This is a genomic window from Candidatus Methanomassiliicoccus intestinalis Issoire-Mx1 (assembly GCF_000404225.1).
GTDB classification, from domain to species: Archaea; Thermoplasmatota; Thermoplasmata; order Methanomassiliicoccales; family Methanomassiliicoccaceae; genus Methanomassiliicoccus_A; species Methanomassiliicoccus_A intestinalis.
Map to the genome: position 1 here is coordinate 805082 of NC_021353.1, position 16731 is coordinate 821812.

The window sequence follows — 16731 nt, forward strand, 5'->3', positions numbered from 1 at the left end:
CATCAGCGCTATGACTCTTATGAAAGAAGATGCTTATTGGATCAAAGACACTGTAAAAGCTCATACAAAATGGTTCGAGGCAAGTCTCCCTATGATTGCTTCTGAAAATCTCATGAGCCCTTTAGCAAAAGAGATGATGATCTCCGATTTCCATGACAGATATGCAGAAGGTCTTCCAGGTAAGAGATATTATCGCGGCAACATCTATGTGGATGAAGTCGAATTGAAATGTCTCGAGCTTGCAAAGAAGATTTTTAAATGCCAGTTTGCAGACGTTCGTCCCATATCAGGTACAGTCGCCAACATGGCAGTTTTATTTGCTTTGACTCAGCCAGGGGACACGATCTCTACGCCAGAACTGGCTTCCGGTGCTCACATATCTACTGCTCCATTCGGTGCAGTTGGAATGAGGGGTCTAGAGACTATCCACTATCCTTGGGATTATAAAAACTGGAATCTTGATGTCGATGCAGCTATCAAATTCATCAAGAAAGAAAAACCGAAGGTAGCCCAGTTTGGTCTGTCTGTATTCTTATTCCCTACACCTATAAGAGAAATTCAAGACGCTCTGCAGGAAGCAGGATCTGTAGTCTGGTATGATGCAGCTCACGTTTTGGGTCTTATCGCCGGCGGTAAATTCCAGGATCCGCTTAGAGAGGGAGTGCATATAATCAGTGCTTCAACTCACAAAACATTCCCTGGTCCGAATCACGGTATTTTAATTGGTGACAACCTTACAGATGAACTGCAGGCAAAACTCCAGAAAGCTGCTTTTCCTGGCGTTACCTCTTCTCATCATCTGCATGCAATGGCCGCTCTTGCTGTAACAATGGCTGAATATGAGATATATGGTAAACAATACGCCAGCCAGGTTATAAAGAATGCAAAAGCACTAGGCAGCGCTCTATATGAAATGGGTCTGGACGTCATGTGTCCACACCTGGGATTCACAGAATCTCACACGCTCGCAGTTAACGTAGCAGAACAAGGCGGCGGGTCTCAAGTTTCCATTGACTTAGAAAAAGCAAACATCATCTGTAACAAAAATATGCTTCCAGGCGACACGAGTTCTGTTAAGCCTTCTGGTATTCGTCTTGGTACCCAGGAGCTTACCAGAGTAGGTATGGAAGAGAGTGAGATGGAAGAAGTAGCCAGGCTCATTTATCGTGTAGTCATGAAAAAGGAAGACCAGGAAAAAGTTAAGAAAGATGTCTGGGAACTTAAGAAAGACTTCACAAAGATCCGCTACTGTCTGAATGAAGGCGAAGAAGCCTATTCTTTCCACGATATATTCTAAGGGGTCATCACCCCTTTATTTTTTATTTAGATCTTCCAGCATTTTACATGCCATACATTTTCCGCTCGGGGAAGGTTCTCCACATTTACATTTTCCTAAATCCTTCTGGGGATACTTTTCTATCAGGAGCGGCTTAATCGCATCATAACTTGATAGTATGGAATGTCTTGTCCCAGGCGATCTGCTTTCAAGCTCATCGATTATATCTCTGTACTCATTGCGAAGCGCAGCTGACCAGTATGGGCATTCCTTATCTGAAAAAGGTATTTCATTTATAATTGCGTACAAGTAAGTCTCTTTTTCAGGAATCTGTCTTAATGGGTGGATTCTTGGAATAAGTCCAGGCTGAATTCTTACATGCGGACTCAAACGCGCCAGCCTTTCCACATCGCCTCTTGTAAAATTCATGAGGATCGCTTGTGCATTATCATCGAGATTATGACCCGTAGCAATTATGTCTGCGTTAATATTTCTGGCAACTGCATTCATGCATTGTCTTCTGAATACACCGCAAAATGCGCATGGGGTCCTATATCCTAAATTTTTAGATATGTCATCCATCGTATATCCGACATGATCTTTGAATGAAACTATCTCTAAAGTCACATCAAGTTTGTCACACAACTCTCTGACGCATTTGATTGTTTCAGGACGATAATTTTCTATCCCTTCATCCACAGTAATAGCTGTCAGAGTGACATCCCGCCGCTCTTTTACCACACTGTGCATCAGAGATAGAGCTACGCTGCTGTCTTTACCTCCGGATATGGCTACGGCTACATTTTTAACTTTATTAAAATTAGTCTGATTTCTAATCTCTTTTTTTACACGTTTTTCTACAAACTCTGAAAAATGTCCTTGACAAAGATGACTTCCATTATATCTGATATAGGTTACAGCATCCTTTTGACATTTATCACACTTGACCATTAGTGTAGCATTAACTCGCTGGTATTTGGTATTGTTGAAAGAAAAATAGAAGAAATGGTTTACCAGGGTGGATTCCCAGTTTGTTGCAGTACATCATTATATTCGTTTGCCAGCTTGTATGCATCAATAACATTGAATATCCAGATGGCTATACAGACAATTGATGCTATCACAGCTATTATCCAGACCGCACCATATGAGCTGATGAATATCGTTATCATTGACATCATAACTAATGCGATTACAACGCCGCATACGATAAACCCGATACCCCTTGCTATTTTTCCGACATATACCTGTCCCAGACCTGTGAATAAAAATGACAGAACTGCTGCCAATCCTGCACTTTTCAGAGGTCTTTGGTATTGATACGCATATGGCTGTGGATTAGCATATGCATTATTCTGGGATGCACTTGGCGACACAGGATTTCCGCATTTACTGCAGAATTCAGAGCCGTCAGGTATTTCCGAGCCGCATTTCACACAATACATTTTCTTCCCTCCTTTGAATCAGATTATGAAATTATCTTCCAATCGAATCAGACACACTAATCATAGTTACCAGGGTGGATTCCCAGTTTGTCTCAGTGCGTCATTATACTGATTTGCTAAATTGCGTGCATCAAATATCTGCCATACCCAGAATACTAGATATGCAATCAGAATGGCTGCTCCGGCTATAAAATATGACAGAGTGTACGCAGATAACTCTCCGTTTGTATCTATTTCTATACCGCCTAACATGAGTATAGTAGATAATATTCCGATGCATACGCCTACGCATACAAAGATTATTCCTCTTGCTATTTTTCCGACATATACCTGTCCCAGACCCGCAAGCAAAAAGGATAGCACTGCTGCCAGACCTGTGCTTTTCAAAGGCAGCGCATATGTTACATTAGGTGGGACGCACGTATTCCTCGTCCCTTCTTTCAGATTCGTGCCGCATTTCTGACAGAATTCTGAGTCCGGGTTCGTTTCCGTACCGCAGTTAGGGCAATACATTGTTATCACACCGTAATACATTTTTAATGATAAATGTGATGGTTTAGAAATCCAATTTTTGATAAAATTAATAAATTTAAAATAATGAAATGGTTTTTTTACCACGGTTTCTGTCCCGTGGTCTGTAATATCTGATTATACTCTTCTGTGATGTTATATGCGTCATATATCTGCCACACCCAGAAGATCAGGAACACTACTATAAATGGTAAAAGCATAATGGTTGCAAATGATACAATAATTCCAATGATGAAGTATAGCAGTCCCTTTCCAATCTGACCTGCGTAGATAACTCCTGCGCCTGGTATTATAAAAGACAGTATTGCTGCAATACCAGAACTTTTGAGCGGAAGTATATACTGCGGCGGAACTCCTGCTTGGTATGCACTCTGCGGAGTGCTTTCTATTCTTGCACCACAATTTTTGCAATAGCTTGAACCGTTTTCAATGTCGTTTCCGCATTTTGGGCAAAACATAATCTTCAATTGCATAGATTGATCACTTGAGATATAAAAGATAGCTTATGAGTCTATGATTCATAAAAAATAACTAAAAAGTAAAGGAGCGTATTTTTTTACCAAGGAGCTCTCCCCGTTTTGTTAAAATACTCTTTATACTCGTTATATTTGACAAATGTTTGCCATATCTGCAGAAGCCACACTATTATGGCCACGATCCACACGAGCTTACCAGGTAACCCTCCGAGCACATACCCAACAGATAATAAGATAATCTCTATGATCAAGAACAACGTGCCATCTTTTAGTTTCTTCATATACATCAGACCGATTCCCGGCACGATTGACAATATTGCACTAATCGCAAAACTTTTTTCATCTCCGTATACTGCCCGTTCTAATTTCTGAAATGTTTTGTTTGTAGAATCCTCCACTTCTCGGCAATCTTCTGTGGCGCCGTTGTGGGTTATATCCTGGGTATGATCTATTTCAGCCATGGCTGTCACTTTATACACAGTTAGATGTTGAATATGCACATCTTCTATTCAATTATAAAGACTATTTCTATTGAACTAATCTTTCCAGAAGTGAGATCAATCGACTCGTTATTTCTTTTTGCAGTCAAAAAGATTTAAGCCTATCCCGTCATTTAGTCTAATGAGTTTAGATGAATGAGATTTGGATAGAGAAATATCGACCTAAGACTTTGAAGGAAGTTGTAGGGCAAACAGATATAGTTGAACGGTTACAATCCTACGTAAATACGAAGAATCTCCCCCACCTTATGTTTGCAGGCCCTGCCGGTACTGGGAAAACAACCTCTGCCATTGCAATGGCTAGGGAATTATATAGTGATTCTTGGAAAGGTAATTTCAATGAACTCAATGCCTCAGACGAGAGGGGAATTGATGTTGTCAGAGGTAAGATAAAAGAATTTGCTAGAACAGCTCCAATTGGTGGAGCAGAGTTTAAGATAATTTTCTTAGATGAAGCTGATGCCCTTACATCTGATGCGCAGGCTGCTCTAAGAAGAACTATGGAGAAATATAGTAAAATCTGCAGGTTCATCCTATCTTGCAATTACTCTTCAAAGATTATTGAACCTATCCAATCGAGATGTGCGGTCTTTCGTTTCCGTCCACTCCGCGCAGAGGACATCAAAACATATCTAGAAACAATTGCACAAAAAGAAGATCTTACGATCTCTGGAGATGCACTCGATGCATTAGTGCATGTTTCTAATGGTGACATGAGAAAAGCTGTAAACTCTCTTCAAGTTGCTGCATCTCTAGGGACTACGATTGATGTCGATCTTGTATATCATACAACCGGCATGGCAAGGCCCGAAGATGTTCAAAGTCTTCTGGAAACTGCAATTTCTGGTGACTTCATAGGCGCCAGAAATCGGCTGGATGAAATAATGATTTCATATGGTTTATCTGGTGAAGATATTCTCAAACAGATCCATAAAACAATATTTGATCTAGAAATCGAAGACTATGAGAAGGTAAGGCTTATCGATCGGACTGGTGAAATAGAATTTAGAATGGTCGAAGGATCAAATGAACGTATCCAACTCGAATCTCTTCTTGCATATCTGGTATTGCTGGGTGAGCACAGGGGAGATAGTGCAGATTAAATATGCTCTGAGCTGATGTTCAGCTCATTCATCTTTTATTCAAAATAGAACAATTCTTCAAATTTTTTATCAAGTGCTATACACATAACTAATGCTAGTTTCGCTGTGGGATTAAATTGTCCAGTTTCTATTGAGCTAATGGTCTGCCTCGAGACTCCCGTCATATTTGCTAGATCCTCTTGTGTCAGATTTTTCTCGGCTCTTGCTATTTTGAGCCTATTTTTGAGTACGAGTTTTTCATCCATTTTTCAAATGGCCTCCATGATATAGCAAATAGCAAATATGATCGTTGCAGCCAGAAGTATCATCCCCATCACTAAAAAGAATTTTTTACTTGGAATTTTTGTATATTTGTATATCGACATTGCTGCGCTTCCAGCTGTTAAAATTGACAAGATGTCCATATACGGCTGGTTGATAAAAATCTTAAACAGCATGTATGCAAAAGACAATATTAAAACGCATAAAAGACCCATGTATGCAGATTCATCATCTATGTGACTCTCTCTTTCATCCATATCCCTATTCTCGTCTCTGCTCAATTCTAAAATCTTTTCTTTTTCCATTCTGATTACCTGATTTTTAGACAATCTATGGCATGTACACTTATCATTTTGTATATTAAACTTGTTAAAAATATAAGTAAACTTGTCATAATTATTGATTTTTTTATCTAATCTCTGAGGTTAATGTTTTATCTCCTATTGGATATCATCTAATCTATGCAGGATTCAGCCATATTGCAGATTGCTGGGTGTTTTTGCGATGCGGGTCTGATGAGATGGCTTCATACTAATCTATTTATATGACATCTATCTTCCATAGCCCAGAGGATTTACATGACACGTTTCAAGGAAGCTGACGAAAGGCTTCTTAACAAGAAGATCTGCATGAAATGCGACGCACGCAATGCTCCAAAAGCAACTCGTTGCCGCCGCTGTGGATATGATAAGCTTCGTCCAAAAGCAAAAGAAAGCAGAAAAGCTTGATTTGAGCTTTATTCAGGGGCTTGCCCCCTCTTTTTAAATTTTGCTTATCTATTTTAGTTTATACTTTATATGTTTTGTTTTTACAATTTTTCTTTTCAGTATGCATTAATTAATATCCGGTGAGTATATTCTATAATCATTTGGAGTTGAATAAATGTCATCACCTATTACTCGTGTATGGGCCAGAGAAGTGTTGGACTCAAGAGGAAATCCAACAGTTGAAGCTGAAATTACAGCAGGCAAAGACTGTGTGTCTGCCATAGCCCCTTCGGGTGCATCTACAGGTTCTCACGAAGCATTGGAGCTCAGAGATGGAGATGCACGTTACAATGGAAAAGGCGTTATGAAGGCTGTAAATAATGTCCGTTTTTCTATCTCAAAGGTCATCGAAGGAATGGATGTTCAAAATCTTAAGGCTATAGACAATGCCATGATCTCTGCAGATGGAACTCCCAACAAAAGCAAATTTGGGGCAAATGCAACCGTTGCAGTTTCCCTGGCTGTTGCAAAAGCCGGTGCCATATCAAAAGGTGTTGAGCTTCATGAATATCTTTCACCGGGAAGTTACATTCTGCCAGTACCTATGATGAACATCCTTAATGGCGGGAAACATGCAGGCAGCAACCTGAAGATTCAAGAATTCATGATTTCTCCTGCTGGAGCAGCAACATTTGCCGATGCTTTAAGAATGGGAGCAGAAGTCTATCATGAGCTGAAAAGCCTTCTTAAAAAGTCATATGGTGTGAGTGCAATAAATATTGGTGACGAAGGTGGGTTTGCACCTGCACTGGATACGACACCAGAGGCTATGAATATCATCATGGATGCTATAGAAGGTGCAGGTTATGCGCCTGGCAGAGATGTATATATGGCCATGGATGCCGCAGCTTCTGAATTCTATGCTGATGGGAGCTACACATTAGATGGCAAAACCCTAAATGCAGGCGAACTTGTTGATTTCTACGCTGATTTATCCAGATCTTACCCTTTGATAAGTCTGGAAGATCCAGTAATGGAAGACGATTTCGAAACCATGACTGAGATGACTAAAAAACTAGGCTCAAAACTGCAACTGGTAGGAGACGATCTTTTTGTTACCAATACAGAAAGGCTCCGCAGGGGAATAGAAGCAGATGCTGGTAATGCCCTGCTGCTCAAGGTCAACCAAATAGGAACGGTCTCAGAGGCCATCGAAGCTGCAGAGCTTGCTCTAAAATCTAATTATGCAGTCATGGTAAGCCATAGATCTGGAGAATCAGAAGACACCTCAATTGCAGACATTGCTGTTGCACTGGGATGCGGGCAGATTAAGACAGGTGCACCTGCCAGGGGTGAAAGAACTTCAAAATACAACAGGCTGTTGCGCATTGAAGAAAAATTGGGTCAGAGTGCAAAATATGCAGGTAAGTCTGCATTTGCCGCTTTGAAATGAAACATTTGGCTGGTAATCTACCAGCTTTTATTTTTCTTTAAATTTTTAAGATCAGAGGCACATATTAGGTCTAGATCCTGACTACTCCACATTCATCCAATATGTGAAAAGCTCACCAAAACCTATTTACTGTAAGTTCTTTTAGGATCCGGGACAAAAATATGAAACCGCGATACTTTACCGCGACTGATGATGACATCAATGCATGCAGGACTACTGACATTTATTTTGTGCGTACTATGGAAATTTTAAAATCCAGAGGCATGCTTGATGAGAGAGCCTTTGCAGAGATGACTGTAGGATCACTGCCTGGCTGTTGGAAGTGGGGAGTATTCTGTGGCCTCGAAGAGGCACTGCGCTTTATGGAGGGCAGGGATGTTGACATATATGGGGTTCCAGAAGGCACAATCTTTCCTTCAAGAACTCAGAGTGGGCTTAAACTTCCTCTTTTGAGTCTGGATGGAAAATATTCTGAATATTGTATGCCTGAAAGTCCCATGCTTGGTTTCATGTGTCATTCTACGGGTGTAGCAACAATGGCTGCAAGATGCAGGATTGCCGCTGAAGACAAACCTATGATGGCATTTGGTGTGAGGCGATCTCACCCAGCAATCAGCCCTATGCTTGATCGATCATCATACATTGGAGGTTGCGATGGTGTGTCTTCTTTGATGGGTGCTGAACTTATCGGTGAAGAACCAAACGGCACAATGCCTCATGCATTAATCGTGATGATGGGTTCTTCAAAACTTGCATTTGCAGCGTTTGATGAGATAATAGATTCTTCAGTACAGCGTATTGCACTTGCCGACACATATTCTGATGAAAAATCAGAAGCGGTTATGGCAGCTGAAACAATAAAAGACCTATATGGAATACGCTTGGATACTCCAGCTTCCAGAAGAGGGTCATTCTCTGAGATAATAAAAGAAGTCAGATGGGAACTGGATATTCGTGGATTTACGGATGTAAAGATCATAGTTTCTGGCGGTCTAGATGAAACATCAATTCCAGATTTAGTTAGAGCGGGAGTAGATGGCTTTGGTGTAGGAACTTCCATATCAAATGCTCCGACTGTGGATTTTGCATTAGATATTGTGGAGAAAGATGGAAAGCCTGTTGCTAAACGCGGTAAACTCGGCGGTAAAAAATATGTATTCAGATGTCCAGACTGCAACTCCTGGGAAATTTCTCCAAATGAATCAGACATTCCCGTATGCCTCTGCTGTGGATCTGACATGAAACCTGCTTTTGAAAAGCTAATGGAAAATGGAAAAAGGATTTATGGTGAAAGATCTCCAAAAGAAATAAGAGCGTATGTTCTTAAGCAGCTGGAGACAATGGAATTATGAATTCGGAAAAAGGTCCGGTCGTAATATCAAGGGAAGAGGGATACAGGTTTAGAATATCATTCTCTTCGAATAAAATCGAAGACATACATATGGATGAACCCGAGCCTCTTGGTACTGGAAACTTTCCTAATGCCGGAAAACTTCTTGCAGCGGCTGTAGGGAACTGTCTCTGTGCGTCTCTTACATTTTGTCTTGAAAAATCTAGATTGGACTGCTCTAACATCTGTGCAGAAGTTATGACGCATGCTGAGCGTAATGATGATAATAAAATTAGGATAACTGGAATAGATGTGCACATCGTCCATGGCATAGATGATTGTCCTAAGCTCCGCCATTGCTTGGATGTTTTTGAAGATTACTGTACAGTTAGCCGGAGTGTTGCTGAAGGAATCAAAGTTTCAGTCATAACTTCAAAGGATTAGAAATGTTAATCATGATTAGATGGGAGAAGGTTCTACATCCATTGATTAACTGCACTGGCTCTTATGATTTTAGGTATGATTTTTAATTAATACTGAAAATCTCCGTCCGAGTACATCTAAAAGTGGATTATATAAAAATATAAAAGAGGCTTAAAAGCCTCTTTGTTTGTAGATCAATGATGCAATGAATGATACAAACACTCCCCATGTAACCATGACCATTGCTGAAAGCGCTGGATCAGCCACATAATACCATGAAGATCTTATGGCATCATCATACATCAATGCTGCAGAGGCGCCGTTTAGCACAGTAATGATGCTGCCTGATGAATATGTGATGCTGAACCAAGGTTCGATTCCATTTCCGGAAAATAATTGAGAGATCCAGTTTCCCACTATCAGCAGAACTATGATCGTTACAGATGTAGCTGTATTGCTTTTCTTGAAGTATGAGCTGAATAGCAATGCAATACCAGTTGCTCCGAATATGTACGTGATCATTAATCCAAGTGATACCCAGATCTTGCCATATATTGAGCCGGTTATTATGTATGACATTATTGCTACTATCACATAATATATGATTATCACGAACGTTGATGTTATAAATCCTGCCAGAAATTTTCCGGCGAATATGGATTCTTTTTTGATAGGTCTTGTGAATAGTAGTAAACCAGTTCTTTCTTCATATTCTGAAACCAAGAGACCGGATGAGAATATGGTTACAGCAACTATCGCTAAGATTGTTATAAATCGCAGATATAGTGTGATAAAATCTTTAGATTCTGAAGGAAATTTTATCTCAGACAGTGTAAATATCAGATAAATCCCTGCGATTATTGCTATCATCAGCACTATGAATCCAACTAATTTTTTTCCTTTTATGTATTTATGAAACTCTTGATTCATAACGACACTGGTCTGTCTCAAATCATCAATAAATTCAGACAGCATCATATCGACTCCTTTACAAGATCTAAATATGACGTTTCAAGACTGTTTTCAGAACTGGAAAAACTGTATACATATATATTTAAAGCTCCTATCTCACTGAGAAGCTGCGCCTGTTCACCCAGCCCGCCTTTCAAAATTATTTCAACGTCATTTTTCCCTGCATACTCTACATCTGTCACATTGCTCAAATTTTTTATTTTTTCTAGAATATCTGCATTTGGCTCATCTATAAGTTTAATCTCTATTTTCCGCGTTCCTTTCGTCCCGATTACATTTGAGAGATCATCGTTAACAATGAGTTTTCCACGGCTGACCATCGCAACTCTATCGCACAAATCGTTTACTTCATGAAGCATGTGCGAACTCATCAAAATAGTGAGACTCTCTTTTTTTCTCAGCTCTTTTAGGATCTCTCTGATCTCAGCCATTCCTCTTGGATCTAGGCCGGATGTAGGCTCATCGAGAATGATAATACTTGGACTATTGATTAATGATTGTCCCAAGGCTACTCTTTGCCTCATTCCCTTTGAAAATGTTCCAAGTTTTTTATCGGCCCATTCACTCATCTTTATCTTTTCAAGAATCTCATCCGTTTCTGTAGCTATGCTCTCGTTGGACATTCCAAGAATCTTACCAATATATCTGAATGTTTCGCGCGGAGTCAAATACGTGTAGAATTCTGGTGTTTCAACAACTGTTCCAACGTTCTTCAAGGCATTTTTTGGATGAAGTTCAACATCATATCCATCCAGATAAACTGATCCAGATGTGGCTCTGGTGAGATTGGATAATATCTTTAATGTAGTGCTTTTTCCTGCGCCATTTGGCCCAAGCATGCCGGTAAAGCTGTTCTTCTTTACAGAAAAGGTAAGATCATCAACTGCTACGAATTTTCCATATGTCTTGGTTAATTTTTCAATGACAATTGGGTCTTCATGCGTCACAAGCTCACCTCGGCAGATTCAAAACTGAATGTTATTGACGTAGGGTATGGATCCACGCGCCATTCATACTTATATAAAGATACATTCCCTTCAATCGTCATCTTTTTAAGGGTATCTCCATCATCGTCATATTTTGAGCTTATTTTATACTCTATAGTATGCATATCAAGGTCTTTATCGATATATGAGTAATTTACAGAATACTCATATTGAAAATCGGCAAGTCTATCATCGACCGTTTCATAATGTTTTGAATTGCCTAAATGATCACCTTCTATGCATGGTACATACATAATCAGGCATGTTTCATCAGTGTTGGAATTATTATCTAACGTCAGTGTGATCTCTTTGTACATACCATATGAATTGAGATACGCATTCGTTAAAAATTTAGTATTTGATATAGTTTTTATAGATATAGTTTCAGAATAGTATTTATTCGTAGCATCCTGGGAATCACTCATGTATATCTTTTCGTTTCCACTCATCTGAATATTTTGTATCTCTCCTATTTCCCCAATTTCATATTTTCCTTCGGTGACTGATGCTCTGTCTAAGTCTGCTGTTATTGATATGTCAGCAATAGTCTGTTTAGAATCAATTTGTGCTAGGCTATGGATCTGGCAGTCAATTCTATAAATTAAAGGTGCATCTATCCCGATATAGTATGTATAAACTTGTTCAGTTAACGGGCTGACATACTCATAAACATTGCATCTAAAATTTTTATCTTCTACACTGACATTTTCCACTCCTTTGTATCCTGATCCATCTGGAGTTAAGTTTCCAGCATCAAGCCACATAAACTCATTTTGTTTATGTGTATAGATATCGATGTCTTTAGAAAAAGCAGATTGAAGAGTAAATATGGAATATATTTTTTCATCAGATATAAATAGTAAAGACTGATATGCATATCCACTATCTATTTTATATGTCTGGCCATTGTCCGTATCCTTAATTTCACCTGAAACTTTAAAAATCATATCTGCACTAGTATCTGATTGCCCATTTGGTATGATCTGCATTTCTGATTCCAGCGTGTTATGGTATGCAGAAAGACCAGCAATAATTACAATCAGCAAAACAACAGCAACAATTAATGAAATTATTTTGTTCTTTGCCTTTTTAACTTTTTCATTAATTGCATCACCCCCATAATTTCTGAAAGGGGTATTGTTTACATACTATTTATACAGTATTATAGATTTTTATAGCTTATATCATGCATAAATTTTCAGTAGATTATTACTGTTATTAATCAGTGTATATGCAACATTGCTGATGATATTGTTACTTATGGCTTTGTGGTCATACATTGAAACTATAGTTAACATTTTATGATCTGCGGGCTAGATAAAAACACACCACTTGATTTAAAATATCATCCAATCTGCTTGCAATCTGACTCTTCTTAAAATCTAAAATCTATATGTAGAATATTTTGAGCAAATCTTTATATTGAGTCCCTCAATAGTTTCGTTCTCGTTTCAGTACTAGACACCCTTGTTGCAATATTTCAGCATGCTTGTTTAACACTGAAGGACGGTCAGACAGATATGTTCGGTCCATATTTAATAGGCAAAGTACTGTGCGACTGTGGCGAATTGGCAGATTTGGATGAAGAGGTAATCCTTAGAAAAAAGCTCTTAGGCAAATCAGTTGAATGTAGAGCCTGTCGAAATAGGAGAATTGCCGAAGAACTTGAGATTGATAATGAAAATTCTGAATCTTCTGATAATTTTTATAGTGATTGCTAACATTCTTTTTAAATACGCCTAACTGGATAGAAGATTAGGCGACTTATATGGATATGATTGTCATAGCTGGGTTTCTGGGATCCGGAAAAACAACGCTTGTACTCTCATCGGTTAAAGATATCTATGAGCGGTATGGTAAAAAAGTTGCAGTTGTCGTTAATGATTTTGGTACAATAGGCATTGATGGAAAAGTGATGGAAAAATATGGTCTTCAGGTTAAAGAACTTGCAGCTGGATGCGTATGCTGCACTCTGGGTCCAAGTCTCCTTATAACTGTAAAGGAAATCTATGAAAATATCCATCCAGATGTAATAATAGTAGAACCTACCGGCATAGCAAATCCCGAAGCTGTAGTAGGAATTTTATATCAAGCAGAGGAAGAATGGGTGCCTGAGAAGATAAGTTCAGTCGTTGTTGTGGATGCTCACAGATTTCCCATGATTATGAAAGCATTTGAAAGACCCCTAAAAAATCAACTCAATACTTCTGATTTTGTGGTTATCAATAAGATAGATACTGTGGATGACAATGAACTATCTGAGATAAAAACTAAAATCGAAGAACTTGCTCCAGGCAAGCCAATTGTATGTGCATCCGCATCTCAGAATAAAAACATTTCAGAAATGATAGACAGGCTGGTGAATTGATGCTTACTGATGATTTCACAGCTTATGCTGCTAAAGTAAACATTAGTCTGAAAGAACCAGTATCTGCAGATTCGATTCAGAGAAAATTAACTACGTTTCTGTCACTCATAGCATCAGAATGTTCTGACAATGGAGCCTATCTGATTGGGCACATAAAATGCGTTGTAGAATCTGAAAAGGGATTTTATGCATCCAGCATAACCGCGCCTACCGATACTCCATCGGTAAGAGGAGAGATGGGAGATGGTTCCGAATCTTTAGAAGTCATAATCAATGTGCTTCTATATGGATTAGACAAACTAACTGTAAAGCAAATAACTAAGGCTGCTGTACCAGTATCTCTTTCGTTCGTTGACGCTGAGATAAAAATATGGGATCTAGAAAGTGAAGAAAATCAGCCGATTCATTTCGGCTGATCCTCTTTAGACTTTGTACTTGCTTTTACTGCTGGTTTCTTCGTAGTGGTTTTCTTCGCAGCTGTTTTTGAAGTAGTCTTTTTGCTGGCGGTCTTTGAAGTTACAGTTTTCTTTGTAGTTTTTGTTTTAGCAGCTGCTGTTGTCTTAACCGAAGTTTTCTTATCGGTCTTAGTGACACTTTTCTTAGCTGAAGACTTAGATCTCTTAGCTTTCTCTTTCTTTTCCGGGCATTCCATATTTGCACAGAACTTCCATGATCTGCCACCAGTTTTCATTAGTATCATTGGAGAGCCACAGGATTCACACTGTTCTTCTGTTCCCAAGAGCTGCCCCATTTGGGGAAGTGGATATGTCTGAGTACAGTCTGGATAGCTTGTGCAACCCAGAAATCTTTTTCCAGCTCTGGAATATATAATCCTCATATCATTGCCGCAATTGGGGCATCTAGCTATGAAATTCTTCGCTCTGTTTGTTGCGCACTCTGGATCGATGCAGCTGATCGAGACGGGCTGCCCTCTGCGGATAACCTTTACTCTGGGGGCGCCGCATTCGCATTCTTCATTCAGAGGCTGCACCAAGGCATTAGGTGGCATTGGATAGGTCTGGTTGCAGTCTGGATAATTAGAACATCCAATGAACGTTTTTCCTAGTTTTGTACGTATTGTCTTAAGATCCCCATTGCACGACGGGCATTTTCCAATGTAATGCTGGGCTTCAAGGGCTTTTCTTATTTCAGTACCTATCTGGTCTCTGTTTCTTTCTAATGTCTCTAAGGCATTGGAGAGCATCTCTTGAGATTCCTCAACAACACCGTCTAACGTTTTACTGCCATGAGCAATTTCATCCATATCCTCTTCAAGTTTGGCAGTCATTTTTGGATCTGTAACTATGTGTGCATGTTTATTTAGTGCTTCTACAACAGCTATCCCGCTTGCTGTAGGTATCAAATCATTGCCTTCAGCATATTTTCTGTCATATAACTTTTGAATAATATCATGCCTTGTGGACTTTGTTCCCAGCCCTAACCGTTCCATCTCTTGGATTAAACTTCCCTGGGAATACCGTCTAGGCGGTTGAGTCATTTTTTTCTCAAGTTCCACTGACAGTACATCGATATCTGCTCCGATCATAAGTTCTGGGAGATCATATTCAGTAGTTTTCAGATACGGGTAATATTTTTTCCACCCCTGAAAGATTAATTTGTATCCCTTGGATGTGAATTTTTCATTTTTAATTCCAATAACTGCTGATGACACTTCAGCCTTAGCAGGAGGAGCTACAGTTGCAAAGAATCTTCTGGTTATTAACTCATATAATGTCCATTTGTCACCTTTAAGTTGTTTCTTAGTAGCTGCTTCAGTGGGATATATTGGAGGGTGATCGGTTGTCTGTACCTTTCCTTTAGATGGCCTGATCTTCTCTTGTTTTAGCAACTCCTCGGCTTCAGCTTTGAACTCAGATTCCTTGAGTTTTTCTAAAATCCTTCTTAGGCCAAGGGATTGAGGATAAACCGTATTGTCTGTTCTTGGGTATGAGATATATCCTGCAGTGTATAGGTCTTCAGCAATCTTCATAGCCCTTGATGCCGGGAAACCAAGTTTGTTAGCCTCCATAAGCATCATAGTAGTATTGAATGGTGGAAGAGGATACTCGTCTTTTTCGTTCTTTTCATACTTCAGAACTTTCCCGAGTTCTATTCCCTGACATGCATCAAGTGCTTTTTGCGCATCTACATCACTGTGAAATGGATTATTGACATGCTCTCCTTTGAACTCTATTCCATCTTCAAACCTTGCATTTATATTCCAATATGGTTGAGGTACGAATTCTTCAATTTCTTTATGTCTGGCTACTATCAGTGCCAGGGTTGGGCTCTGCACCCTTCCTACTGATAAAAAGTTGCTTCCTCCTTGTCCAGAGGACATCGAAATGAATCTTGTTAGCACCGCACCCCATGCTAAATCTATTTTTTGCCTGCATTCTGCAGAGTCTGCAAGTTTTATGTCAGGGTCTGTAAGATCATTGAATGCTGTATCGATTTCAAGTTTAGTGAACGCGCTGAACCTTGCTCTTTTTATTTCTTTGCCTTCAGTGTCTAGAAGCCTAACGGCTTCCATTCCAATGAGTTCTCCTTCTCGGTCATAGTCAGTAGCGATAACTATCTCGTCTGCATCAATCGAGAGATCTTTTAGGGCATTTACTATACTGTGAGCGCTGACGTTCTTTATAGGTTCAGCATATATAAGATCTGAAAGTTCAACTTCAGACCAATTATTGAGACTTTCTGGATAGTCCAGCTCAATTATGTGTCCTCTTAATCCGATAATGAAAGTCGTACCCGACTCCCCTTCGAATTGAAAAACTGAGACTTTGTTCACAGACGTCCTTTTTGACGTTCCTTGTGAAAGAATGACCGCAATTCTTGCGGCTGCGTCACTTTTTTCTGATATAATGAGCCGGCTCATGCAATGTGTTCAAAGAGAA

General features: G+C 39.4%; 19 protein-coding genes. 8 read left to right on the forward strand and 11 right to left on the reverse strand.

Going from position 1 to position 16731, the window contains the following annotated elements:
- The first annotated feature begins 19 nt into the window (after positions 1-19).
- A complete protein-coding gene (locus H729_RS03825; RefSeq protein WP_020448685.1) occupies positions 20-1297 on the forward strand; it encodes a serine hydroxymethyltransferase in 1278 nt (425 codons plus the stop codon).
- 15 nt (positions 1298-1312) lie between these two features.
- On the opposite strand, the gene H729_RS03830 is transcribed toward H729_RS03825, so the two are convergent.
- The 5 genes from H729_RS03830 to H729_RS03850 form a co-directional block, all read right to left on the reverse strand.
- On the reverse strand, positions 1313-2227 hold the full coding sequence (locus H729_RS03830) for a TIGR00269 family protein (RefSeq protein ID WP_020448686.1): 915 nt from the start codon (positions 2225-2227) through the stop codon (positions 1313-1315).
- 59 nt (positions 2228-2286) lie between these two features.
- A complete protein-coding gene (locus H729_RS03835; protein ID WP_020448687.1) occupies positions 2287-2721 on the reverse strand; it encodes a zinc-ribbon domain-containing protein in 435 nt (144 codons plus the stop codon).
- Between the two features lie 66 nt (positions 2722-2787).
- A complete protein-coding gene (locus H729_RS03840; RefSeq protein WP_020448688.1) occupies positions 2788-3234 on the reverse strand; it encodes a zinc ribbon domain-containing protein in 447 nt (148 codons plus the stop codon).
- Between the two features lie 98 nt (positions 3235-3332).
- Complete coding sequence (locus H729_RS03845; RefSeq protein WP_020448689.1) at positions 3333-3710, reverse strand: zinc-ribbon domain-containing protein; 378 nt, start codon at positions 3708-3710, stop codon at positions 3333-3335.
- Positions 3711-3808: 98 nt separating this feature from the next.
- On the reverse strand, positions 3809-4189 hold the full coding sequence (locus H729_RS03850; RefSeq protein ID WP_020448690.1) for a hypothetical protein: 381 nt from the start codon (positions 4187-4189) through the stop codon (positions 3809-3811).
- A gap of 170 nt (positions 4190-4359) precedes the next feature.
- Between H729_RS03850 and H729_RS03855 the strand changes: the two genes are divergently transcribed.
- The gene (locus H729_RS03855) at positions 4360-5331 is read left to right on the forward strand and encodes a replication factor C small subunit (RefSeq protein WP_048133922.1); all 972 of its coding nucleotides are present in this window, start codon (positions 4360-4362) and stop codon (positions 5329-5331) included.
- Positions 5332-5366: 35 nt separating this feature from the next.
- Here H729_RS03855 and H729_RS03860 read toward each other — a convergent pair whose 3' ends face one another.
- Both H729_RS03860 and H729_RS03865 read right to left on the reverse strand, forming a co-directional pair.
- The gene (locus H729_RS03860; protein ID WP_020448692.1) at positions 5367-5576 is read right to left on the reverse strand and encodes a helix-turn-helix transcriptional regulator; all 210 of its coding nucleotides are present in this window, start codon (positions 5574-5576) and stop codon (positions 5367-5369) included.
- Between the two features lie 3 nt (positions 5577-5579).
- Positions 5580-5921, reverse strand: coding sequence for a DUF6442 family protein (locus H729_RS03865; protein ID WP_147554385.1), 342 nt, complete (start codon positions 5919-5921; stop codon positions 5580-5582).
- A 249-nt stretch (positions 5922-6170) separates the two neighbouring features.
- Here H729_RS03865 and H729_RS03870 point away from each other — a divergent pair, with 249 nt between their 5' ends.
- The 4 genes from H729_RS03870 to H729_RS03885 all read left to right on the forward strand — a co-directional run bounded on the left by H729_RS03870 (position 6171) and on the right by H729_RS03885 (position 9526).
- On the forward strand, positions 6171-6320 hold the full coding sequence (locus H729_RS03870) for a 50S ribosomal protein L40e (protein WP_020448694.1): 150 nt from the start codon (positions 6171-6173) through the stop codon (positions 6318-6320).
- 154 nt (positions 6321-6474) lie between these two features.
- On the forward strand, positions 6475-7752 hold the full coding sequence (gene eno, locus H729_RS03875) for a phosphopyruvate hydratase (protein ID WP_020448695.1): 1278 nt from the start codon (positions 6475-6477) through the stop codon (positions 7750-7752).
- 161 nt (positions 7753-7913) lie between these two features.
- Positions 7914-9104, forward strand: coding sequence for a nicotinate phosphoribosyltransferase (locus tag H729_RS03880; protein WP_020448696.1), 1191 nt, complete (start codon positions 7914-7916; stop codon positions 9102-9104).
- Positions 9101-9526 (forward strand): OsmC family protein, encoded by a 426-nt coding sequence (locus H729_RS03885; RefSeq protein WP_020448697.1) that lies wholly within the window; start codon positions 9101-9103, stop codon positions 9524-9526. Before H729_RS03880 ends, H729_RS03885 begins: the two co-directional genes overlap by 4 nt.
- Positions 9527-9676: 150 nt before the next feature.
- Here H729_RS03885 and H729_RS03890 read toward each other — a convergent pair whose 3' ends face one another.
- From H729_RS03890 to H729_RS03900, 3 genes are read right to left on the reverse strand one after another with little or no spacing between them, the layout of a single operon-like run.
- Positions 9677-10483: an ABC transporter permease gene (locus H729_RS03890; protein WP_020448698.1), complete on the reverse strand. Its 807-nt coding sequence runs from the start codon at positions 10481-10483 to the stop codon at positions 9677-9679.
- Positions 10480-11424, reverse strand: coding sequence for an ABC transporter ATP-binding protein (locus H729_RS03895; RefSeq protein ID WP_020448699.1), 945 nt, complete (start codon positions 11422-11424; stop codon positions 10480-10482). The genes H729_RS03890 and H729_RS03895 overlap by 4 nt, the downstream gene beginning before the upstream one ends.
- Positions 11421-12509 (reverse strand): hypothetical protein, encoded by a 1089-nt coding sequence (locus H729_RS03900; protein WP_020448700.1) that lies wholly within the window; start codon positions 12507-12509, stop codon positions 11421-11423. Before H729_RS03900 ends, H729_RS03895 begins: the two co-directional genes overlap by 4 nt.
- A gap of 722 nt (positions 12510-13231) precedes the next feature.
- Here H729_RS03900 and H729_RS03910 point away from each other — a divergent pair.
- A complete protein-coding gene (locus H729_RS03910; RefSeq protein WP_020448702.1) occupies positions 13232-13831 on the forward strand; it encodes a GTP-binding protein in 600 nt (199 codons plus the stop codon).
- Positions 13831-14247, forward strand: coding sequence for a hypothetical protein (locus H729_RS03915; RefSeq protein ID WP_020448703.1), 417 nt, complete (start codon positions 13831-13833; stop codon positions 14245-14247). The genes H729_RS03910 and H729_RS03915 overlap by 1 nt, the downstream gene beginning before the upstream one ends.
- Here H729_RS03915 and H729_RS03920 read toward each other — a convergent pair.
- Positions 14235-16712, reverse strand: coding sequence for a DNA topoisomerase I (locus H729_RS03920; protein WP_020448704.1), 2478 nt, complete (start codon positions 16710-16712; stop codon positions 14235-14237). The two genes, H729_RS03915 and H729_RS03920, sit on opposite strands and share 13 nt — an antisense overlap.
- Between the last annotated feature and the right edge of the window lie 19 nt (positions 16713-16731).